This window comes from Desulfocurvus vexinensis DSM 17965 (assembly GCF_000519125.1).
GTDB classification, from domain to species: Bacteria; Desulfobacterota; Desulfovibrionia; order Desulfovibrionales; family Desulfovibrionaceae; genus Desulfocurvus; species Desulfocurvus vexinensis.
Map to the genome: position 1 here is coordinate 1 of NZ_JAEX01000014.1, position 21,081 is coordinate 21,081.

General features: G+C 72.3%; 16 protein-coding genes and 4 tRNA genes. 5 read left to right on the plus strand and 15 right to left on the minus strand.

The features are described 5' to 3' along the window. The 10 genes from tuf to rpmE all read right to left on the minus strand — a co-directional run. Positions 1-1,193, minus strand: a 1,193-nt coding sequence (tuf, locus tag G495_RS0110355; RefSeq protein ID WP_028587764.1) for an elongation factor Tu, incomplete at its 3' end; no start/stop codon positions are given. A gap of 51 nt (positions 1,194-1,244) precedes the next feature. Next, a tRNA-Thr gene (locus G495_RS0110360) sits at positions 1,245-1,320 on the minus strand. Positions 1,321-1,360: 40 nt separating this feature from the next. Then, positions 1,361-1,437 (minus strand) — tRNA-Gly (locus G495_RS0110365). 61 nt (positions 1,438-1,498) lie between these two features. Continuing rightward, positions 1,499-1,584 (minus strand) — tRNA-Tyr (locus tag G495_RS0110370). Between the two features lie 16 nt (positions 1,585-1,600). Further along, a tRNA-Thr gene (locus G495_RS0110375) sits at positions 1,601-1,676 on the minus strand. A 324-nt stretch (positions 1,677-2,000) separates the two neighbouring features. Next, complete coding sequence (gene lpxC, locus G495_RS0110380) at positions 2,001-2,927, minus strand: UDP-3-O-acyl-N-acetylglucosamine deacetylase (protein WP_028587765.1); 927 nt, start codon at positions 2,925-2,927, stop codon at positions 2,001-2,003. A gap of 165 nt (positions 2,928-3,092) precedes the next feature. Beyond that, positions 3,093-3,971, minus strand: coding sequence for a peptide chain release factor N(5)-glutamine methyltransferase (prmC, locus tag G495_RS0110385; protein ID WP_051445270.1), 879 nt, complete (start codon positions 3,969-3,971; stop codon positions 3,093-3,095). After that, on the minus strand, positions 3,968-5,038 hold the full coding sequence (gene prfA, locus G495_RS0110390) for a peptide chain release factor 1 (RefSeq protein ID WP_028587767.1): 1,071 nt from the start codon (positions 5,036-5,038) through the stop codon (positions 3,968-3,970). The genes prmC and prfA overlap by 4 nt, the downstream gene beginning before the upstream one ends. A 20-nt stretch (positions 5,039-5,058) precedes the next feature. Beyond that, on the minus strand, positions 5,059-6,039 hold the full coding sequence (locus G495_RS0110395) for a DUF1385 domain-containing protein (protein WP_051445271.1): 981 nt from the start codon (positions 6,037-6,039) through the stop codon (positions 5,059-5,061). A 109-nt stretch (positions 6,040-6,148) separates the two neighbouring features. Beyond that, entirely contained in the window at positions 6,149-6,364 is a 216-nt protein-coding gene (gene rpmE / locus G495_RS0110400) for a 50S ribosomal protein L31 (protein ID WP_028587769.1), read from the minus strand. Positions 6,365-6,553: 189 nt separating this feature from the next. Between rpmE and gpmA the strand changes: the two genes are divergently transcribed. From gpmA to mutY, 4 genes are all read left to right on the plus strand, one after another. Continuing rightward, positions 6,554-7,300, plus strand: a complete 747-nt coding sequence (gene gpmA / locus G495_RS0110405; protein WP_028587770.1) for a 2,3-diphosphoglycerate-dependent phosphoglycerate mutase — start codon at positions 6,554-6,556, stop codon at positions 7,298-7,300. Between the two features lie 90 nt (positions 7,301-7,390). Further along, positions 7,391-11,266: a class I adenylate cyclase gene (locus G495_RS0110410; RefSeq protein WP_156939673.1), complete on the plus strand. Its 3,876-nt coding sequence runs from the start codon at positions 7,391-7,393 to the stop codon at positions 11,264-11,266. 100 nt (positions 11,267-11,366) lie between these two features. Continuing rightward, the gene (locus G495_RS0110415) at positions 11,367-12,470 is read left to right on the plus strand and encodes a 6-phosphofructokinase (protein WP_028587772.1); all 1,104 of its coding nucleotides are present in this window, start codon (positions 11,367-11,369) and stop codon (positions 12,468-12,470) included. 175 nt (positions 12,471-12,645) lie between these two features. Beyond that, positions 12,646-13,809, plus strand: coding sequence for an A/G-specific adenine glycosylase (gene mutY, locus G495_RS0110420; RefSeq protein WP_084458129.1), 1,164 nt, complete (start codon positions 12,646-12,648; stop codon positions 13,807-13,809). 110 nt (positions 13,810-13,919) lie between these two features. On the opposite strand, the gene G495_RS18620 is transcribed toward mutY, so the two are convergent. The 5 genes from G495_RS18620 to G495_RS0110445 form a co-directional block, all read right to left on the minus strand. Beyond that, a complete protein-coding gene (locus G495_RS18620; RefSeq protein WP_051445272.1) occupies positions 13,920-15,758 on the minus strand; it encodes a bacteriohemerythrin in 1,839 nt (612 codons plus the stop codon). A gap of 79 nt (positions 15,759-15,837) precedes the next feature. Then, positions 15,838-16,539: an AsmA family protein gene (locus tag G495_RS0110430; protein WP_028587774.1), complete on the minus strand. Its 702-nt coding sequence runs from the start codon at positions 16,537-16,539 to the stop codon at positions 15,838-15,840. A gap of 98 nt (positions 16,540-16,637) precedes the next feature. Beyond that, positions 16,638-17,081 carry a DMT family transporter gene (locus G495_RS0110435; protein WP_028587775.1) on the minus strand — a complete coding sequence of 148 codons (444 nt, stop codon included), beginning with the start codon at positions 17,079-17,081 and terminating at the stop codon, positions 16,638-16,640. An 83-nt stretch (positions 17,082-17,164) separates the two neighbouring features. Then, positions 17,165-18,076: a dihydroorotate dehydrogenase gene (locus G495_RS0110440; RefSeq protein ID WP_028587776.1), complete on the minus strand. Its 912-nt coding sequence runs from the start codon at positions 18,074-18,076 to the stop codon at positions 17,165-17,167. 10 nt (positions 18,077-18,086) lie between these two features. Next, the gene (locus tag G495_RS0110445) at positions 18,087-18,863 is read right to left on the minus strand and encodes an iron-sulfur cluster-binding protein (protein ID WP_245588411.1); all 777 of its coding nucleotides are present in this window, start codon (positions 18,861-18,863) and stop codon (positions 18,087-18,089) included. Positions 18,864-18,961: 98 nt separating this feature from the next. Between G495_RS0110445 and G495_RS0110450 the strand changes: the two genes are divergently transcribed. Further along, positions 18,962-21,043, plus strand: coding sequence for a peptidase U32 family protein (locus G495_RS0110450; protein ID WP_028587778.1), 2,082 nt, complete (start codon positions 18,962-18,964; stop codon positions 21,041-21,043). Positions 21,044-21,081 lie beyond the last annotated feature (38 nt).

Sequence of the window (21,081 nt, forward strand, 5' to 3'; positions counted from 1 at the left end):
TACTCCACGATCTCGGAGACGACGCCCGCGCCCACGGTACGGCCACCCTCACGGATGGCGAAGCGCAGGCCGAGCTCCATGGCGATGGGAGCGATCAGCTCGACGTTGAACGTCGCGTTGTCGCCGGGCATGACCATCTCGACGCCCTCTTCCAGGGTCACCACGCCGGTCACGTCGGTGGTGCGGAAGTAGAACTGCGGACGGTACCCGCTGAAGAACGGGGTATGGCGGCCGCCCTCGTCCTTGGACAGCACGTACACCTCGGCCTTGAACTTCGTGTGCGGGGTGATCGACCCGGGGGCCGCCAGCACCTGGCCGCGCTCCACTTCGTCGCGCTTCACGCCGCGAAGCAGCGCGCCGATGTTGTCGCCAGCCTGGCCCTGGTCCAGCAGCTTGCGGAACATCTCAACGCCCGTGCAGGTCGTCTTCACCGTCGGCTTGATGCCGATGATCGCCACTTCCTCGCCCACCTTGATCACGCCGCGCTCAACGCGACCCGTGACCACGGTGCCGCGGCCCGAGATCGAGAACACGTCCTCGATGGGCATCAGGAACGGCTTGTCGATGTCGCGCTGCGGCTCGGGGATGTAGGAGTCGCACGCGGCCAGCAGGTCCAGGATCGGCTTGACCGCCGCGTCGTCCACGCTCTCGGCCTCCAGGGCCTTGAGGGCGGAGCCCTGGATCACCGGGATGTCGTCGCCCGGGAACTCGTACTTGGACAGCAGCTCGCGGACCTCGAGCTCCACCAGCTCCAGAAGCTCCGCGTCGTCCACCATGTCGCACTTGTTCAGGAACACCACCATGGACGGAACGCCCACCTGGCGCGCCAGCAGGATGTGCTCGCGGGTCTGCGGCATGGGGCCGTCGGTGGCCGCGACCACCAGGATGGCGCCGTCCATCTGGGCCGCGCCGGTGATCATGTTCTTGATATAGTCGGCGTGACCGGGGCAGTCCACGTGCGCGTAGTGACGGTTGTCCGTCTCGTACTCCACGTGCGCCGTGGCGATGGTGATGCCGCGCTCCTTCTCCTCGGGGGCCTTGTCGATCTCGTCGAAGGCCACGAAGGCGCCGCCGCCACGCATGGCGGCGATCTTGGTGATCGCAGCGGTCAGAGTGGTCTTGCCGTGGTCGATGTGACCAATGGTGCCAACGTTGACGTGAGGCTTCTTGCGCTCAAACTTCGCCTTACCCATTTCGGTCTACCCCCGTACGGTTACGGTTCGAAATAGTTACATGTTGAAATATGGAGCCCACGAGCAGAATTGAACTGCTGACCTCGTCCTTACCAAGGACGCGCTCTACCTACTGAGCTACGTGGGCCGACTCAAAAAAACTGGAGGTGGGTCTGGACGGCGGGAAATGGAGCGGGAAACGGGACTCGAACCCGCAACCCTCAGCTTGGAAGGCTGATGCTCTAGCCAATTGAGCTATTCCCGCGATGATGCAGTCCAGCGGCAGGCCCAGGGCCCGCCTCCTACAGTCTCTTTCGCGTCGCTAGTGGTGGTGGGGGGAGGATTTGAACCTCCGAAGGCGTTCGCCGACAGATTTACAGTCTGTTCCCTTTGGCCACTCGGGAACCCCACCATCGTTCATGTCAAATTGGAGCTGGCGATGGGACTCGAACCCGCAACCGGCTGATTACAAATCAGCTGCTCTGCCATTTGAGCTACGCCAGCCAGCTCGCTGCGACGACGCCGAGCGCCGCCGGGATTCGGGTAACTATACGCCCGGGATTGAAACGTCAAGCAAAAATTCCGCGGGGCGCATCCCGTCGCACCCTGGGCCGCTCCGGGCACCAGGGCCGAGGGGGAGGCTTACGCCATTTCGCAGGCCTGGGCAAGGACAATCCGCGCCCGCGCCCGGGTTTTTCCGCGCCGCGCCGCGCGGCGGGGGGTGCCACCTGCCCCATGCGCGCGGCCCTCGCGCCGGGGGCCCCAAAAACGCAGCCGCCCGCCCTCCCCTGGGGGAAGGCGGGCGGCCAGGAGCGGGCGCGCCGGGGCTCAGGCCGTGGCGACGGCGGCGGCCACGGCGCGGGCGGGCGAGGCCTCGCGCAGGCCCGCAGCCTCGGCGCCGGCCGGGGTCATGGTCCGCAGGCAGGTGGCCGCGTTGTCCATGAGCAGGCGCAGGAACTCGTTGTTGAAGGCGTGTCCCGAGCAGCGGACCTCGAAGTGCCCCCACAGGGGCAGCGGGGCCACGGCCATGTCGCCGATGAAGTCCAGCACCTTGTGGCGCACGAATTCGTCCTTGTAGCGCAGGCCTTCCTGGTTGACCACGCCGTACTCGTCCAGGACCACGGCGTTCTCCAGCGAGCCGCCCAGGGCCAGGCCGTTGCGGCGCAGGGCCTCGACGTCGGACAGGAAGCCGAAGGTCCGGGCCTTGGCCACGCGGCGCACGAAGTTCTCGGGGGTCAGGTCCAGGCGCATGGTCTGGCGCCCGATGAGCGGATGGTCGAACTCGATGAGGTAGTCCACCCGGAAGCCGTCGTGGGGCTCGACCCGGATGCGCTTGTCGCCGTCCTTGTGCTCGAAGGCCCGGGTCACGGCCAGCACGCGGCGCGGGCGGTTCTGCTCGGCCAGACCCGCCGAGCGCAGCAGATACACGAAGGACCCGGCGCTGCCGTCCATGATCGGCACCTCGCTGCCCTCGGCCTCGACCACGATGTTGTCGATGCCCAGGCCGCGGATGGCGGCCAGCAGGTGCTCCACGGTGGAGACGTTGCCGTCGCCGTTGCCCAGGGTGGTGGCCAGCCCGGTGCCGACCACATGGCCCGGGTCGGGCACCAGGCGCTTGACGCCCTGGGCGGTGTGCAAATGGAAAACGATGCCCGTGTCGGGCCCGGCGGGATGCAGCACGAGGCCGACCTTGCCCCCGCCGTGGAGGCCGACGCCGGAGCAGCGGACGGATTTTGCGATGGTGGTCTGGTTCATGCGGCCCCATAAGCAAGATATGTGCCGCACAGCAAATGTCGATAACCCATTGAAAATACGTGTTGTTAAAAAATCTCTAGAGTCCGTTTTTGTTTTCTATGCACAACAGGCGTTGTTTTCGGCCCACGTTTCGGGCCCCTGCTCTTGCGTCCGCCCCGCCAGCCTTCAGACCCGGCGGGCGGCCACCACGCGGTCCAGCCCGGCCAGGTCGGGCAGCACGCGCACTTCGGCGAAGGCCCCGGTGCCCAGCACCACGGCGCGCACCGCCGCGCCCTGCCCGCAGCCGATCTCGGCCAGCAGCGCGCCGCCGGGGCGCAGGGCCTCGGCAGCCCGGGGCGCCAGGGCCCGGTAGCACTCCAGCCCGTCGGCCCGGCCCGGGGCCTCGGGCACCAGGGCCGTGCGCGGCTCGAAATCGCGGACCTCGCGCGAGGTGTCCTGGTATTCGTCCTGGCTGACGTAGGGCGGGTTGGCCAGCACCAGGTCCAGGGACCCGGGGGCCGCGAAGGGGCGCCCGAAATCGGCGCGCAGCAGTTGCAGCCGCGCGGCCACGCCGTGCCTGCGGGCATTGGCCCGGGCCACGGCCAGGGCCGGGGCGCTGGCGTCCAGGGCCAGCCCGCGCGCCCGGGCGAAGCGGTGGGCCAGGGCCACGGCCAGGCAGCCGCTGCCCGTGCCCAGGTCGGCGAAGACCAGGGGCGCATCGCGCGCGAAAAGGGCCTCGGCCTGCTCCAGCAGATGTTCGGTTTCCGGGCGCGGCACCAAAACGGCGGGCCCCACGGCGAACTCCAGCCCGTAGAACTCGCGCACGCCGGTGATGTAGGCCACGGGCTCGCCCCCGGCCCGGCGCCGCACCAGGGCGCGCACCCGGGCGGCCTCGGCGGGTTCCAGGGGCCGCGAGCGGGCCAGCAGCAGCGCGTGGCGCTCCAGCCCCAGGGCGTGGGCGGCCAGAACCTGCGCCGACAGGCGCGGGCTGTCCACCCCCGCCGCCGCGAGCAGGTCCTCGCATTCGTGCAGCAGACGGCCCACGGTGGGGCCGCAGGAGGTCATGCGTCGGCCTGGAGCTTCAGGGCCTCGGCCTGGAAATGGGCGACCAGCGCCTCCACGAGTTCTTCCAGGTCGCCCTGGAGAATCTCGTCCAGGCAGTGCAGGGTCAGGTTGATGCGGTGGTCCGACACGCGGCTCTGGGGGAAGTTATAGGTCCGGATGCGCCCGGAACGGTCGCCGCTGCCCACCTGGGCCCGGCGCGCGTCGGACATCTCCTTGTCCGCCTTGTCCTGCTCGATCTGGAACAGGCGCGAGCGCAGCACCTTGAGGGCCTTGGCCTTGTTCTTGTGCTGGGATTTCTCGTCCTGGCAGATGACCACCAGCCCCGAAGGCATGTGGGTCACGCGGATGGCGGAGTCGGTGGTGTTCACGCTCTGGCCGCCGGGGCCCGAGGAGCGGAACACGTCGATGCGCAGATCCTCGGGGCGCAACTCCACCTCGACCTCCTCGGCCTCGGGCAGGATGGCCACGGTGACGGCGGAGGTATGGATGCGGCCCTGGGACTCGGTGGCCGGCACGCGCTGCACGCGGTGGATGCCCGACTCGTACTTGAGCTGGCTGTAGACCTTGTTGCCCGAGATGTTGGCGATGATTTCCTTGAAACCGCCGGTGCCGGTATCGCTGGAGCTCAGGACCTCCAGACGCCAGCCCTTGGTCTCGGCGAAGCGCGAATACATGCGGAACAGGTCCGCCGCGAAGAGCGCGGCCTCTTCGCCGCCGGTGCCCGCACGGATTTCGAGGATGATGTTCTTGTCGTCCAGGGGGTCCTTGGGCAGCAGCAGGATGCGCAGTTGCTCTTCGAGCCGGGGCAGGCTCGCGCGCAGTTCGTCAGCCTCGGCCCGGGCCATCTGGCGGATCTCCGGGTCGGGGTCGTCGAACATCTCGCGGTTCTCGGCGAGGTTGCGGTCCATGGTCCGGTATTCGCGGAACACGCGCACGATCTCGCCCAGATCGGCGTGGGTCTTGGTGAGCTTGCGGTAGCGCTCCTGGTCGTCGAACACCGAGGGGTCGGCGAGCTGGGCCTCCAGCTCCTCGTACTTCTTCTCGATGCTTTCCAGCTTGGCGAACATGGGTGCCCTCCGGGGCGGACTTATTTGTCCACCGCGCCCCGCAGGGCCGCGATGGCGACCTCGAGCTGCTCGTCGTCGGGCTCGAAGGTGGTCAGGCGCTGGAGCATGAGCCCGGGCCAGCACAACGCGCGGCACACCGTGCCCTCGCTGCGCCGCGCGGTGAACTTGATCAGCTCGAAGGACACCGCCGCCACGGGCACCAGCATCAGGAACTTGGCCCCGATGACGTAGGCCTGCTTGAGCACTTCGCCCTGGGGCGCGTAGAGCATGAGCAGCCCCGGGATGAGCACGGCGTGCAGCACGATGGACAGGGACAGCACGAAAAGCAGAAACGCCGTGCCGCAGCGCGGGTGCAGGCGGCTGTAGCCCCGGGCCCGCTCGGGGGTCAGCTCGCAGCCGCTCTCGTAGGCCCAGATGACCTTGTGCTCCGCGCCGTGGTACTGGAACACCCGGCGGATGTCGGGCAGCAGCGAAATGGCGCTGATGTAGGCCAGGAAGACCCCGAGCTTGAAGAAGCCGTCCCAGGCATGGAAGCTCAGGGACTCGGTGCCCCCGCCCAGGCCCAGGTAGGCCACGCCCAGGGAGAACAGGTGCGGCAGCACCACGAACAGCCCCAGGGCCAGGGCGATGGACACGCCCACCGTGAGCGCCAGGGCCCACGGCTTGATCTCGTCCTCGCCCTCGTCCAGGCTGACCTGGGCCGACCAGTTCAGGGACTTGATGCCGTTGACCAGCGTCTCCAGCAGCACCGGGAAGCCGCGCAAAAACGGGCGCTGCAACAGCGGCGCCGAGGTCAGGGAGAACCAGGGCCGCGTTTCCAGGTGGATGGAGCCGTCGGGCTTGCGCACGGCGATGGCCAGCCGTTCGCGGTTGCGGATCATGACCCCTTCCATCACCGCCTGCCCGCCCACGGCGGGTGCGGCGGCCAGGACGGGACCAAGGGCCCGCAGGGCCGCGCGGCGCAGTGCGCCGGGTCTGCCTTGGGTGGACGTATGTGCCATGGCTGTGCTTTCCTGCCCGGTCCGGGCGCGGGGCGCCCACGAAAAAACGCCCCCGCGGGACACGGGTCCGCAGGGGCGGAAATCGTGCGGGAAGGCCCCGCCGAAGGGGCTACTCGCCCTTGTCGAACTTGGCGTACTTCTTGCGGAACCGGTCGATGCGCCCGGCGGTGTCCACGAAGCGCTGCTTGCCCGTGAAGTAGGGGTGGCAGTTGGAGCAGATTTCGACCTCCACCAGGTTGCCCTTGGTGGATTTGGCCTGGATCTCGAAGCCGCACGCGCAGCGGATGGTGGACTCGAACGTCTTGGGATGGATATCGTTTTTCATGATCGTGCCTCCAAAGTATCGGAAAAGGGGGGTTACATACCCCGGTCGCCTGCCCTTGGCAAGTGTTTTCACCCGGGACCGCCCGCAAGCGGCTTTTCATGCCCGGGCAACTCGTGTACATACTGGTTCATGGCCCCTCTGGCAAGGGGCCGCTGGCCGCCCGCCGGGCGGCACATCCCGGAGGTGCCCATGCATACCCTCGTCCTCGTGCGCCACGGCCAGAGCCGCTGGAACCTCGAAAACCGCTTCACCGGCTGGACCGACGTGGACCTGACCGACCAGGGCGCCGAGGAGGCCCGGGCCGGGGCCCGGCTGCTGCTGGCCGCAGGCCTGGACTTCGACATCTGCCACACCTCGCTGCTGCGCCGGGCCATCGACACGCTGTGGATCATCCAGCGCGAGATGGACCGCATGTGGCTGCCCACGCAGCTCTGCTGGCGGCTGAACGAGCGCCACTACGGCGCCCTGCAGGGCCTGGACAAGGCCGAGACCGCCGCGCGCTACGGCAAGGAGCAGGTCTTCGCCTGGCGGCGCAGCTACGACGTGCCCCCGCCGCCGCTGGACCCCGGCGACCCGCGCGACCCCGGGCGCGACCGGCGCTACGCGGACCTCGCCCCCGGCGAGCTGCCGCGCGGCGAAAGCCTGAAGGACACCGTGGCCCGCGTGCTGCCCTACTGGGAGCAGGTCATGGCGCCGCAGGTGCGCCAGGGCCGCCGACTGCTGGTGGCGGCCCACGGCAACAGCCTGCGCGCCCTGGTCAAGCACCTGGACGGCATGGGCGAGGACGAGGTGGCGGGGCTGAACATCCCCACGGGCATTCCCCTGGTCTACGAGCTGGACGCGAACCTGGCCTCCCTGGGGCGGCGCTACCTGGGCGACCCCGAAGCGGCCCGCCGGGCGGCCCAGGCCGTGGCCGACCAGGCCGGGGGGGGCTGACGCCTTCCCTTTGGACTTCGGCGGCGTTTTCTGTATGCTGCCCGCCGACACGGGCCACTGCCCGCCCCCTCAACCCGACGTGCGACGCGCATGACAGCTTCTTCCACGCCATCCTCCCCGCCCGGCGGCGAGGCCGCAGGCCTGCTGCGCCGCCTGGGCGACATGACCGGCCGCGCCCCCCGCGAGCGCGAACGCGAGGAGATCGCGCGGCTGGCGGACGCCCTGGCGGCCCTGCCCGGCCCCGGGGGCGACGCCGCGCGCGCCGAGGCCGCCCTGCTGCTGGCCGCGCGCCACGCCGGGGCCGAGCCCGGCGCGGCGGCCCTGTATGCCGCGCTGCTGCCGCGCCTGGGCCCGGGGGCGGCGCCGCTGCTGGTCGCCGTGCTGCTGCGGTCCATGGAGGCCGACCCGCGCCACAAGCCCGACCTGCCCGAGGCCGCCGGGCCGCTGCTGCCCCACGTCCTGAACCTGCTGCTGGACGACCAGCACCCGCTGACCGAGCCCCTGCGCGGCCCCGCCCTGGCCGCCCTGCCCCTGCTGGCCGACCTGCCCGCCGAGCGGGCCGCAGCCTTCTTGGACGACATGGACGCTGCGGGCCGGGAGGTGGCCTGCGGCGTGGCCGAGATGCTGCTGGCCGGGCCGTGGGGGACGCTGGTGCGCGCCGCCCTGGACGACGGCGCCGCGCGCATCGCCCGCGGCGAACGCCCCGCCCGCGAGCTGGCGACGATCATCGCCCGCCACGCCGTGCTGGGCCGGGCCGCCTTCGCCCGCGAGCTGCTGCCCCTGCTGGACACCCGCCACGCCCCGACCCTGCTGGCGGCCCTGCCCGCCGTGCTGCGCTGCCGCCCCGGGGCCGACGCGCGCCTGGCCGTGGCCGCCGCGCGCACGGCCCTGCACCCCGACCGCCGGGTCAAGGCCTGGGCCCTGGCCGTGCTGGCCGTCTGCGCGCCCAAGGACCAGGGCAAGATCCTGGTCAGCCTGTGCGCCAAGGACGGCGCGGCGGCCACCGCCGCCCCCGCCCTGCTGCCCCTGCTGCCCCGGCGCGAATATCTGGCCTGGGCCAAGGCCGCAGGCGGCGTCCGCCAGACCGCCCCTGTGGTTTTCGCCGCCCTGGCGGCGCTGGACCCGCAGGGCGTGCGGGCGTGCCTGGGCCTGCTGGCGGGGGGCGCCCACGGCCCGGGGGCGGCCCGTCTGGCCGCCCGCCTGCCCGTGCCCGGGCCCGAGGCCGGATGCGACGCCCGGGCCGCCGCCGCCGCGTGGAAGCCTGCGGCGCCCGCCGCCGGGGGCGGCGCCAGGGCCGGGCGCGACAAGGACTCCCTGCTTGCCCGCCTGGGCGGCGGCCCGGGCCTGAGCGTGCAGTTCGACGGCCCCGGAGGCGGCGAGACGCTGCGCGGGGCCAAGGGCTCGCCCGTCTACCGCGACCGGACCCTGCGCGGGGCCGATTTTTCCGGGGCCTTCCTGGAAGGCGCGGTCTTCGAGGGCTGCACCCTGGAAGGCGTCCTGTTCACGGGCGCCCTGCTCCAGGGGGTGCGCTTCACGCGCTGCACCTTCAAAGGCGGCGACCTCGCGGGCTGCCGCCTGGACGGCTGCGAACTGCGCGACCTGCGCCTGGACCACGCCAGCCTGCGCGGCGCCCTGCTGTGCGGCTGCACCGTGGCCGGGGCCGATCTCCACGCCTGCGACCTGCGCGGGCTGACCCTGCACGACACGGCCATGAGCACCGCGCGCTTCACGGCCTGCGACCTGTCGGGCCTCGCGGTGCGCCAGGGCGCCCTGGCCGGGGTGGAGCTGGTGCTGGCGCGCATGGTCGGGGCGCGCCTGACCGGCGCCCGGCTGACCGGGCTGACCCTGGCCGCCCTGGCCGTGGCCGACACCCGGGCCGAAGGCCTGGACACCGACCACCCGGCCCTGCTGCGCCTGGAAAGCCGCCGCCTCCTGGCCCAGGCCACGGCCCTGGCCGCCCAGGACCCGCCCCCGGCGCCGGACCTGGACCCCCAGGAGGCCGTCGCCGCCGCCGCCATGGCCGAGGCCTGGTTCCAGGCCCGCGACCAGCGCGCCGCCCTGGCGGCCTTTTTGGAGAACAACCTGCGCCGCGAGGCCTGGTGCCGCCACAAGCTCGGGCCCGAGCGCTCGCGCTTCTACCGCCTGGCGCCGCTGGTGCTGCACGCCGACCTTTTCGCCCCGCCCGCCGCCCCCGCCGCAGAGGACGGGCCGCCCCCGGCCCCCGGCCCGGCGCCCTTCCGCCTGGCGGACTACGCCCCGGACTACACCACCCTGCAGGACGCCCGGGCCCTGTTCCCCGGCGCCGCCCTGGCGCAACCCGAGGCCGGGGGCGCCCCCGCCCCGGTGTCCATCGAGGGCCTGTACACCATCGGCAGCACGGGCACCGCCGCCCAGACCCCGACCTCGGACCTGGACTACTGGGTCTGCCACGACGCCCGGGGCATGACCCCGGCCCTGGCCGCCGCCCTGGCCGGGCGCCTGGAGCGCATCGAGGCCTGGGCCGCGCGGACCTTCGGCCTGGAAGTCCATTTCTTCGCCATGGACCTGGAGCGCGTGCGCCAGAACAACTTCGGGTTCAGCGACCAGGAAAGCTCGGGCTCGGCCCAGGCCATGCTGCTCAAGGAGGAGTTCTACCGCACGGCGGTGCGCGTGGCGGGCAAGGCGCCCCTGTGGTGGCTCACGCCCCCGGGCGCCGACGACCGGGCCTACGCCGCCGCCCGGCGCTTCGCCGGGGCCGGGCCCCTGGGCAGGCGGCTCATCGATCTGGGCAACCTGGTGGACATCCCGCCCGGCGAGTTCTTCGGCGCCTCCCTGTGGCAGATCGTCAAGGCCCTGAAGAGCCCCTTCAAGTCGATCATGAAATTCGGCCTGCTGGAGAAGTACATCGCCTCGGGCGCCTCGGGCCAGGGCGCCCTGCTGTGCGACCGCATCAAGGCCGGGCTGCTGGCGGGGCGCACCGCCCTGGCCGACGCCGACCCCTACGTGCTGCTGCTGCGCGAGGTCAGCGAGCACTACGCCAGGGCCGGGGAAAAGGACTCCCTGACCCTGGTGCGCCTGTCGTTCCTGCTCAAGAGCAAGGTGGCCGAGGTCTGCGCGCCGGGCGCCGTGCCCCTGCGCGAGGAGGACGCCCAGCTGCGCGAGATGTTCCAGGGCGAGCAGGCTAGGTTCGGCACGGGCGGGGGCTGGTCCTTCCGGCGCCTGGAGCACGTGGGCGGGCTGGTCAACGCCTTCATCGTGCGCACCTACACCCGCGTGCGCGAGCTGCGGCCCCAGGGCGGCGACGTGTCCATCACCCCCGAGGACCTGACCAGGCTCGGACGCAAGATCTCCTCCAGCTTCTCGCGCCGCAAGCACAAGGTCGAGCACACGCCCTTCCTGGCCATCGGCGGCAACACGTTCCGCATCCTGCACTTCCAGGCCAAGGACAGGAAGCTGGGCCGCCCCACGGACTGGGAGATCCAGGGCGCCCAGGAGGTGGCCAGCCGCGACAGGCTCCAGCTGGCGGACCTGCGCAAGGGCCCCGGGCTGGCCGAGCTGCTCGTCTGGCTGGCCTGCAACCGTCTCTTCACGCCCGGGGTGGAGGTGCGCGGCGACTATTCCATCTCCCCGGTGACGGCGCGCGACCTGGACACCCTGCTGCACCGCCTGACGGAATTCTTCCCGCCGGGGCCGACCTTCAACACCAGCATCGACGAGATGCTGCGCCCCGAGCGTATCGTGCGCGCCTTCTTCATCCTGAACCTCGTCCAGCCCCGCGAGCAGGACACCGTGCGCGAGGTCAGCCTGGTCTACAGCACCAACTGGGGCGAGCTGTTCTGCCGCACCGTGGCCGTGGACCGCGCCGACACGCTCTTCGCCGACCCGGGGCGCTTCCTGCTGCGCCATGTGGAGCAGCGCTTCGACACGCCCCCGGTCATGGACAGCTTCGTACCCGACCGCGCCAGCTGCCCGCGTCTGGCGCTGTAGCCGCCTCCGGGCCCGGCCCGGGCCGGGTTTTCCGGGCGTTGCGCGCGGGCGCCATTGCGGCTATGCGAAACCATCACCCCACCTGCACCCAGGAGGCACCATGACCCTCAAACGCGTCGGCATCCTCACCGGCGGCGGCGACTGCTCCGGGCTGAACGCCGTCATCCGCGCCGTGACCCGGGCCGCCGTCATCCAGCACGGCGCCCAGGTCGTGGGCATCCACAACGGCTTCGACGGCCTGGTCACCGGGCGGACCATGACCCTGGACACCGCCGTGACCCGCGACATCCTGACCCTGGGCGGCACCATCATCGGCACCACCAACAAGGGCAACCCCTTTGCCTACCGCGAGCTGAACGACGACGGGACCATCCGCGTGAGCGACCTCTCGGACAAGGCCGTGCAGACCGTGCGCGAGCTGGGGCTGGACTGCCTGTTCGTGGTCGGCGGCGAGGGCACCCTGGAGATCGGCTACAAGCTCCAGCAAAAGGGCGTGCCCATGATCGGCATCCCCAAGACCATCGACAACGACCTGGAAGGCACGGACTACACCTTCGGCTTCCAGACCGCCGTGCAGGTCGCCTGCGACGCCCTGGACCGCCTGCACACCACCGGGCGCAGCCACCACCGGGTGATGATCCTGGAAGTCATGGGCCGCACCGCAGGCTGGATCGCCCTGGAAGCGGGCATCGCCGGGGGCGCGCACATCATCCTGATCCCCGAGATTCCCTACGACATCCGCCACGTGGTGCGCAAAATCACCCTGCGCGCCAAGGGCGGCAGCCCGTTCACCATCCTCATGGCCGCCGAGGGCGCCGTGGCCGTGGGCGGCAGCGCCATCACCCAGGAGTCCGCCACCACGCGCCTGCAGGGCGTGCCGCAGCTGGGCGGCGTGGGCAACCACCTGGCCGGGCTCATCAAGCAGGACATCGACCTGGAGGTGCGCACCACGGTGCTCGGGCACATCCAGCGCGGCGGCTCGCCCTGCGCCTTCGACCGCGTGCTGGGCACGCGCCTGGGCGCGGCGGCGGTCAAGGCCGCAGCCGAGGGCAAGTTCGGACACATGGTCGCCCTGCGCACCCCCGACATCGTGCTCGTACCCATCGCCGAGCTGGCCGGAGTGGTGCGCACGGTGCCGCCCACCTCGCAGCTCATCGAAGCCGCCGAGGCCATCGGCATCAACATGGGCCGGGAGCGCATGTAGGCGGGCCGGGGCGAGGGCGGCAGAACCGGCACGAGACGCACAGGGGGCGGGGCCTGCGGGCCCGCGCCCCCGTGCCGTTTCCGCCCCGTCCACTTGCCGCCCCCTTGCCTTCCGGGCCGCGCCGTGTTCTTCTGCCCTGGTCCGCCCGCGCCCACCGCAACCCGCACCCCACGCCATGCCACGCACCACAGCCTCCGCCCCGGCCTTGTCCGCCTCCGCCTCCGCCGCCGCAACCCCGACTCCGGAAGCCCCCGCCGCCGCCCTGGCCGCCCTGCTGCCCTGGTTCGCCGCCCACCAGCGGCCCCTGCCCTGGCGACGCGGCTACCGGCCCTACCATGTCTGGATTTCCGAGGTCATGCTCCAGCAGACGCAGATGGACCGCGCCGTGGACTATTTCCTGCGCTGGACCGCCCGCCTGCCCGACGTGGCCGCCGTGGCCGCCGCCCGCGAGGACGAGGTGCTCAAGCTCTGGGAGGGCCTGGGCTACTACAGCCGCGCGCGCAACCTGCACGCCGCCGCCCGGGCCATGGTCGAGGGCCACGGCGCCCGGGTGCCCGAGGCCATGGACGCCCTGCTGGCCCTGCCCGGGGTGGGCCGCTACACCGCCGCCGCCGTGCGCTCCATCGCCTACGGCCACGACGAACCCCTGGTGGACGCCAACGTGGCCCGGGTCTTCTGCCGCCTGTTCGACCTCGACGCGCCCGTGGGCGAGGCCGCCACCCAGCGCGAGCTGTGGCGCCTGGCCGGGGCGCTTTTGCCCCCGGGCCGGGCCCGGGAGCACAACCAGGCGCTCATGGAGCTGGGCGCTTTGGTCTGCACGCCGCGCGGGCCGCGCTGCGCCGCCTGCCCCCTGGCCCCGGCCTGCGAGGCCCGCAGGCTGGACATCGCGCCCCACCGCCCCGTGCCCGGCAAGAAGAAGGACATCACGCCCCTGGCCCTGGCCACGGGCGTGCTGGTGCACCGGGGCCGGGTGTTCGTGCAAAAGCGCGCCCCCGGCGACGTGTGGGGCGGGCTGTGGGAGTTCCCGGGCGGCTGCGTGGAGCCCGGCGAAACGCCCGCCCAGGCCGTGGTCCGCGAGTTCATGGAGGAGACGGGCTTCGCCGTGCGCGTGGCCGCGCCGCTCACGGTCATCCGCCACGGCTACACGCGCTTTCGCGTCACCCTGCACTGCTTCGCCCTGGCCCTGGACGCCGACCCGCCCGCGCCCGTGCTCACCGAGGCCGTGGACTGGCAATGGGCCGGGGCGCGAGAGCTGGCGGCCCTGGCCTTCCCCGCCGGGCACCGCAAGCTGCTGGACTGGCTGGCCGCCGGGGGCCACCTGGAGGACCTGGCGCCCTGAGCCGCGCCCCGCGCCGCCAGCCCGCAGGCCCGGCCAGTGCGTCCGGCCAGAACAAAGGCGCCGCCCCCGGCCGGGGGCGGCGCCTTGTGCATGGCGCGGGCGGGCGCGGGTCAGCGCACGCCGCGGTCGTTCAGGTGCTTGGTGTAGCCCCGGTCCGTGCCCTGGATGTGTTCCACCAGCCAGTCCTTGAGGAACTGCATGACCTCCATGGTCAGGGCGGCCTTGCCCGAGGCGAAGCCCTTCTCGAAGTCCACCACCTGCTTCACGAAGTCGCGGTGGCGCGCCTTGTGGGCCAGCAGCCCCGGGAAGTCGTGGCTGGCCATGAGCTTCTCCTCGTGGCCGAAGTGGAAGGCCGCGTAGTCCTTGAGGCCGCGGATCATGTCTTCCAGGGCGTCCTTGCCCCGGCCCGTGCGCATGGCCTCGTTGAGGTCGTTGATCATGGCCACCAGGATCTTGTGCTGCTCGTCGATCTCGGTGACGCCGACGGACATGGCCGCGTCGCTCCACTGGATGGGGAAGCCGCCCTTGGCGGCGGGGCGGGGCGCGGCGGCGGGCTTGGCGGCGGGCCGGGGCGCGGCCTTGGCCGCAGGACGCGCAGGGGCCGGGGCCGGGCGCCGGGCGCGGGCCGGGGCGGGGGCGGCGCCGGTCATGGCACGCACGGTGGCCGACAGCTCGTCCAGCAGTTGCGCGAACTCGCGCAGCACGGTCCCGGACTCGTCCATGCCCCCGGCGGTGTCCTCGGCGATGCGCGAAACCTCGTCCACGGCGGCGGCGATCTCCTCGCTGGCGGCGGACTGCTCCTCGCTGGCCGTGGCGATGGCCTCCACGCTGCCCGAGGTCTCCACGGCCCTGGCCCGGATGCGCTCCAGGGCCTCGCGGGCCTCGCCGCTGCGGGTGTTGGCGTCGGTCACGCCGTCGATCATCTGCTCGGAAACCTCCACCCCCCGGGCGACCCCGGCCTGGATGGAGCCGATCTGGGCCTCGACCTCCTTGGTGGCGTGCATGGTCTTCTCGGCCAGCTTGCGCACCTCGTCGGCCACCACGGCGAACCCGCGCCCGGCGTCGCCCGCCCGCGCCGCCTCGATGGCCGCGTTGAGCGCGAGCAGGTTCGTCTGGTCGGCGATGTCGTTGATGGTGCTGATGACGCCGCCGATGGTCCGGGCCTGATCGCCGAGCTGCTGCATGGTCATCTGCAGGGCCGAGGTGTGGTCGGTGACGGTGGCGATAGAGGCGCGCACGCCTTCCATGACCCCGGCGCCCTCCTCGGACAGGCGCATGGTCTCCGAGGCCTTGTCGGAGGTGTCGCCCGCGTTGCGGGCCACGTCCAGGACCGTGGCGGTCATCTGCTCCATGGCCGTGGCCGTGTCGCGCATGCGGTCCTTCTGGGTTCCGGCCCCGGCGGTGGCGGCGGCGATGATCCCCTCCAGGCGCTCCATGGCCTGGGCCATGGCCCCGGCCACGTCGGTGGCCTGATGGGCGGCCTGGGTGATGGCCTCGTTGCGCGCGGCGAGGTCCTTTTCGCGGGCCTGGGCCTCGCGGTGGGCGGCCTCGGCCTCGCGGGCGCTGGCCAGGGCCTCGGCGTGGGCCTGCTCGCTCTCGGCGCAGCGGGTGGCGATGGCGGCGGTCAGGGCCTTCAGGCTCTGCTCCAGGCCCGCCAGCTCGTCGGGGGCCTGGGGGGCCTGGGCCGCGCGGGCGTCCAGCCCCCTGGCGGCGCTGTCGGCCTGCGCGGCCAGGGCCTCGATGCGCCCGGCCACGCGCCGGGCATCCAGGTTGGCCAGGATCACCGAGCCGGAAAGGATCGCAAAGGCCAGGCCCACCAGCAGGGTCTCGGCCAGGCTGGCCTGGTGGAAGGCCTCCACGCCAAGCAGCAGCAGGAGCGCCGCCACGAGCACGGCGGCCAGACTCAGGGCCAGATGCAACAGCGCCTTGTTCTTCAACGTGAGGTTCATGACGGAAGTCCCTGTGTCGCGCGAGGGGGAACGGTCGCGGCTGAATATGGGCGGAAAGGGATTACGAAAATTCGCCGGGCTAGGGCCCGGGGGCCGGGGGCGGGGTCCCGGCCAGGGCCGACAGATGAGCGGCCACGGCCTGATCCGCCGCCCGGGCCAGGGCGCCGAGCACCAGGGCCAGGGCCTCGGACGGCGGCACGCCGCCCCGGCCATGGCCGATGCCCGCCAGCCGCAGCTTGGGCAGGTGCAGGGTCGCACCGCCCGGCGCCAGGGTCAGGGTCGCGTCGTGGACCACCAGCTCGTCGATGACCAGCAATTGGACGCCGCCGGGCTCGCCGCCCCGGGCGGCCCGGGCGTCGCGGGCCAGGCGCTCGTTGCGGGCGGTCTCCAGGGCGTTGGACAGCAGGACGTCGAGGTTCGAAGCCCCGGCGGCGCCCCGCTCGTAGGTGATGGCCGGGCTCTCGACCACCAGGGTGCGCACGGCGACCACGGGGCCGGAAAAGGACTCCGGGGCCAGCTCCAGGCGCACGGCGCCCAGGCTCGCGGCCAGCGGCGCGGCAAAGCCCCCGGGGTTGCCGATCTGCAACCCGCGCAGCTCGCCCTGGCCCGAAAGGATGGACACGTCGGACTCGTCCAGGTTCACCGGCGCGGCCAGGACCACGGCCCCGCACGCCTCCACGCAGCAGCGGATGGCGGGGTTGACATGCACCACGGCCCAGGCGGCGATGCCGCCAAGGCCCAGGGCGGCGGCGAGGATACAGGTCAGCAGGAGGCCCTTCATGCGTTCTCCAGGCGGGGGGAGGCGTCCCGGGCGCGCAGGCACCCGGACAGGAGGCATTCAACCCTATTCGCGGGCACAAAGCAACTCCCGCCGCGCCCCTAGCCCCGGCGGACCAGCACCACCCCCGCCACCAGCAGCCCCGCGCCCAGCACCCGGCCCCAGCTCATGGGCTGCGCCGGGTAGCCCAAGAGGCCCCAATGGTCCAGGGCCAGGGAGGCCGCCAGCTGCCCGGCCACCACCAGGGCGAACATGGCCGTGGCGCCCAGGCGCCAGGACAGGAAGATGGTCATGGTCACGAAAAAGGCGCCCAGCACCCCGCCGCTCCACTGCCACCACGGCACCCGCGCGGGCAGCCCCGGCCAGGGGGTGCGCGTGGCCACCAGATAGCAGGCCAGGGCCAGGGTGCCGACCACGAAGGAGACCAGGGAGGCGGTCACCGCGTCTCCGGCCCAGGACTCGCGCAGGCGGGAGTTGATGCCCGCCTGCACCGGGGCCGTGGCCCCGGCCAGCAGGGCCAGGACGACGTAGAGCAGGCTTTCCATGGGGAAGAATCTCCTGACAGGGGCCGCACGGGCGGCCCGCCGGGCGCCGGGCCCGGGGTTTGGCGAACGGGAGGCGCGGGGCCTCAGGCCTTCAGGCTGCCCCGGTAGGCGTCCCAGGACTCGACGCCCAGGGTCGCGCACAGGGCGGGCAGCTCGTCCACCAGCCGGAAGGCCGCGTCGGGACGGATGAAATTGGCCGTGCCCACCTGCACCGCCGTGGCGCCCACGAGGATGAACTCCAGCACGTCCTCGGCGCTGGCGATGCCGCCGATGCCGATGACCGGGATCTTCACCGCCTGGCAGACCTGCCACACGCAGCGCAGGGCCACGGGCTTGATGGCCGGGCCGGAGAGCCCGCCGACGACGTTGGCCAGGCGCGGCCTGCGCGTGCGCGCGTCCACGGCCATGCCCGAGAGGGTGTTGATGAGCGAGAGGGCGTCGGCCCCGGCGTCCTGGGCGGCGCGGGCCATGGCCGCGATGTCCGTGACGTTGGGCGTCAGCTTGACGATGACCGGCTTGGACCCGGCGCGGCGCTTGACGGCCTCGGTGACGCGCGCGGCCAGGCGCGGGTCCTGCCCGAAAAGGATGCCGCCCTCGCTGACGTTGGGGCAGGAGATGTTCACCTCCAGGGCGGCGATACCTTCCTGCGCAGCCAGGTAGGCCGCCAGCTCGCCGAACTCCTCGGCCTCGCAGGCGTAGAGGTTGGCGATGACCGGGGTCTTGGCCCAGGGCAGGGCGGGCAGGCGCTTTTCCACGAACTCGCGGGCGCCGATGTTCTGCAGGCCGATGGCGTTGAGCATGCCCGCCGGGGTTTCGGCGATGCGCGGCATGAGGTTGCCCCGGCGCGGCTCAAGGGACAGGCCCTTGACCACCATGGCCCCCAGGCGCCCCAGGTCGCCAAAGCGCATGTACTCCACCCCGTAGCCGAAGGTGCCCGAGGCGGTGATGATCGGGTTGTCCAGGGTCAGCCCGGCGAAGGAAACGGTCATGTCCATGGCGTGGCTCCTAGAGGCTGATTTCGTCGGACCAGAACACCGGGCCGCGCGCGCACACCGACAAGGGGCCGTGCTCCTTGTGCTCGGTGACGCAGCCCAGGCAGGCGCCGACGCCGCAGGCCATGCGGTTTTCCAGGGACAGCTGGGCCCGGCCCCCGGCCTCGCCCGCCACCCGGCCCACGGTGCGCAAAAACGGCAGCGGCCCGCAGGCCAGGATCAGCCCGTCCGGGCAGTACTGCGGGATGACCTCGCCCAGCAGGGCGATGAAGGCCTGCAGGTCGTCGGGGCAGGTTTCGCGGTGCGCCTCGCAGGCGGCCAGGGCGGCCATTTCGGCGAAGGGGTAGCAGTCCAGGGGCGGGCGGTGGCCGAAAATGAGCCGCAGGTCGGCACTTGCGGAATGGCGCTTGACGTATTCCAGGAACGGGGCGATGCCTATGCCCCCGGCGAGCAGCAGCGTGGGCACCCCCGGGCGCGCGGCAAACGCGTTGCCCAGGGGCCCCCACATGGTCACCCTGTCGCCGGGGCGCAGGGCGGCCAGCTTGGCCGTGCCCCGGCCCACCACCTGGAAAAGCACGCACACGCCGTGCTCCTCGTCGGCCCGGGCGATGGAGAACGGGCGGCCCATGAGCGGGTCCATGCCGAAGCCCTCGGGGCGGACCATGACGAACTGCCCCGGGCGCCATTTGCCCCAGGCGGAGCCCTCCGCCCCCGGGAAGTCCAGGGCCAGTTCGAAGAAATCGCCCTGCGCCCCGCCCGCGCCCAGGCGGGTCAGGCGCCGTACCGTCACGTCCTGGCAAGCGTTTGCAAACATCGGCCATATTCCTTATTGGTCGCGCATTGTGCTATGATGCCCCAATCCGGGCACGATACAGACTTGGAGAACTCATGACAAGCAACCAGCCGGAAATCCTGGCCCCCGCCGGGGACCGGACGGCGTTCCTGGCCGCCCTGGCCGCCGGGGCCGACGCCATCTATGTCGGCCTCAAGCACTTTTCGGCGCGCATGCAGGCGGGCAACTTCGCGGTTTCCGAGCTGGCGGAGCTCACGGCCCTGGCCCGCGAGCGCGACTGCCGTGTGTACGTGGCCTTCAACAGCCTGGTCAAGCCCGGCGACGTGCCCGCCGCAGGGCGGCTCGTCGCGCGCCTGGCCGAGACCGTGCGGCCCCACGCCCTCATCGTGCAGGACCTGGCCCTGCTCGCCCTGGCGCGCCAGGCCGCCTTCCAGGGCGAGCTGCACCTGTCCACCCTGGCCAACGTGAGCCACCCCATGCCCCTGGCGGCCACCCAGCGCCTGGGCGTGTCACGCGTGGTGCTGCCGCGCGAGCTGAACGTGGACGAGATCCGCGCCTGCGCCCAGGCCTGCCCCCCGGGGCTCGACCTGGAAGTCTTCGTCCACGGCGCGCTGTGCTACAACGTCTCGGGCCGCTGCTACTGGTCGAGCTACATGGGCGGCAAGAGCGGCCTGCGCGGGCGCTGCGTGCAGCCCTGCCGCCGCGAATATGAGCAGAAAACGCGCAAGGAGCGCTTTTTCTCCTGCAACGACCTGGGCCTGGACGTGCTGGTCAAGCCGCTGCTGGGCCTGCCCCGGGTGCGGGCCTGGAAGATCGAGGGCCGCAAGAAGGGCCCGCACTACGTCTACTACGCCGTGGCGGCCTACCGCCTGCTGCGCGACAGCATCGACGACCCCGCGGCGCGCAAGACGGCCCAGGAGTTGCTGGAACAGGCCCTGGGCAGGCCGCGCACGCACTACGGCTTTCTGCCCCAGCGCCTGCACCACCCGGTGGAGACCGGGGGCCAGACCGGCTCGGGCCTGCCCGTGGCGACCCTGGACAAGGCGCGCGGGCGCACGCCGCACATCACGCCGCGCCTGGCGCTTTTGCCCGGCGACCTGCTGCGCGTCGGCTACGAGGACGAGCCCTGGCACCAGACCATCAAGGTCAGCCGCGCGGTGCCCAAGGGCGGGCGGCTGGACTTCGCGGCCCAGGGCCCGGCCCCGCGCCCGGGCACCACGGTCTTCCTGGTGGACCGCCGCGAACCCGAGCTGACCCGGCGCATCGCCGCCCTGGACAAGGAGCTGGCCGCGCGCCCCGGCGCCCCGGGCGAGCCCAAGGCGCCGGACTTCACCCCGGCCATGCCCCGGCCCTTCACGCGCGGCGGCGGGCGCGGCGCGGTCATCATCCAGAACGTCAACCGCCACCCGCCCAAGGCCCTGGCCAAGGGCCTGTCCCCGGCGGCGTGGCTTTCGCCCAAGTCGCAGCTGGCCGGGGCCGGGCGCAGCTGGTGGTGGCTGCCGCCGGTGATCTGGCCCGACGAGGAACGCATGTGGGCCGACACCGTGGCCCAGGCCCTGCGCGCCGGGGCCACGCGCTTCGTGCTCGGCGCGCCGTGGCAGGTCTGCCTGTTTCCCGGCGGGCAGGCCCAGGGCGCGGCCCAGGCCGACGAAGCCCGGCGCCCGGCGCCCGGGGCGCACCTGCGCCGCCCCCTGCGCGGCAGGGGCGCCAAGGGCCCCAAGCCGACGCACCGCCGCGAGGCCGAGCTGTGGGCCGGGCCGTTCTGCAACGTGTCCAACGCCCTGGCCGTGCAGGCCCTGGCGGACATGGGCCTGGCCGGGGCCATCGTCAGCCCCGAGCTGGCCCGCGAGGACGCCCTGGAGCTGCCCCGCCACAGCCCCCTGCCCCTGGGCTTCGTGACCTACGGCATGTGGCCCCTGGGCATCACGCGCATCCCGGCGGACGCCGTGAAGCCGGAAAAACCGCTGAAAAGCCCCAAGGGCGAAATCTGCTGGACCCGGCGCTACGGCCCCAACAACTGGATCTACCCCAACTGGGGCATCGACCTGCGCGCCAAGGAAGGCGAACTGGCCAGCGCGGGCTACGTGATGTTCGCGCACCTGTTCGAGTCCATCCCGCGCGAGGTGCCCAAGGCCACGCGCGCCTCGACCTTCAACTGGGACCTCAAGCTGCTCTAGCGCAAGCCGCGCACCGCACCCGCAGGGCCGGGGCGCGA

What these genes read in the sequence shown, in the direction of transcription:
- lpxC (WP_028587765.1), bottom strand. Translation starts at nt 2,927, where the DNA reads ATGAACCAGACCACCATCGCAAAATCCGTCCGCTGCTCCGGCGTCGGC.
- prmC (WP_051445270.1), bottom strand. Translation starts at nt 3,971, where the DNA reads ATGACCTCCTGCGGCCCCACCGTGGGCCGTCTGCTGCACGAATGCGAG.
- prfA (WP_028587767.1), bottom strand. Translation starts at nt 5,038, where the DNA reads ATGTTCGCCAAGCTGGAAAGCATCGAGAAGAAGTACGAGGAGCTGGAG.
- G495_RS0110395 (WP_051445271.1), bottom strand. Translation starts at nt 6,039, where the DNA reads ATGGCACATACGTCCACCCAAGGCAGACCCGGCGCACTGCGCCGCGCG.
- rpmE (WP_028587769.1), bottom strand. Translation starts at nt 6,364, where the DNA reads ATGAAAAACGATATCCATCCCAAGACGTTCGAGTCCACCATCCGCTGC.
- gpmA (WP_028587770.1), top strand. Translation starts at nt 6,554, where the DNA reads ATGCATACCCTCGTCCTCGTGCGCCACGGCCAGAGCCGCTGGAACCTC.
- G495_RS0110410 (WP_156939673.1), top strand. Translation starts at nt 7,391, where the DNA reads ATGACAGCTTCTTCCACGCCATCCTCCCCGCCCGGCGGCGAGGCCGCA.
- G495_RS0110415 (WP_028587772.1), top strand. Translation starts at nt 11,367, where the DNA reads ATGACCCTCAAACGCGTCGGCATCCTCACCGGCGGCGGCGACTGCTCC.
- mutY (WP_084458129.1), top strand. Translation starts at nt 12,646, where the DNA reads ATGCCACGCACCACAGCCTCCGCCCCGGCCTTGTCCGCCTCCGCCTCC.
- G495_RS18620 (WP_051445272.1), bottom strand. Translation starts at nt 15,758, where the DNA reads ATGAACCTCACGTTGAAGAACAAGGCGCTGTTGCATCTGGCCCTGAGT.
- G495_RS0110430 (WP_028587774.1), bottom strand. Translation starts at nt 16,539, where the DNA reads ATGAAGGGCCTCCTGCTGACCTGTATCCTCGCCGCCGCCCTGGGCCTT.
- G495_RS0110435 (WP_028587775.1), bottom strand. Translation starts at nt 17,081, where the DNA reads ATGGAAAGCCTGCTCTACGTCGTCCTGGCCCTGCTGGCCGGGGCCACG.
- G495_RS0110440 (WP_028587776.1), bottom strand. Translation starts at nt 18,076, where the DNA reads ATGGACATGACCGTTTCCTTCGCCGGGCTGACCCTGGACAACCCGATC.
- G495_RS0110450 (WP_028587778.1), top strand. Translation starts at nt 18,962, where the DNA reads ATGACAAGCAACCAGCCGGAAATCCTGGCCCCCGCCGGGGACCGGACG.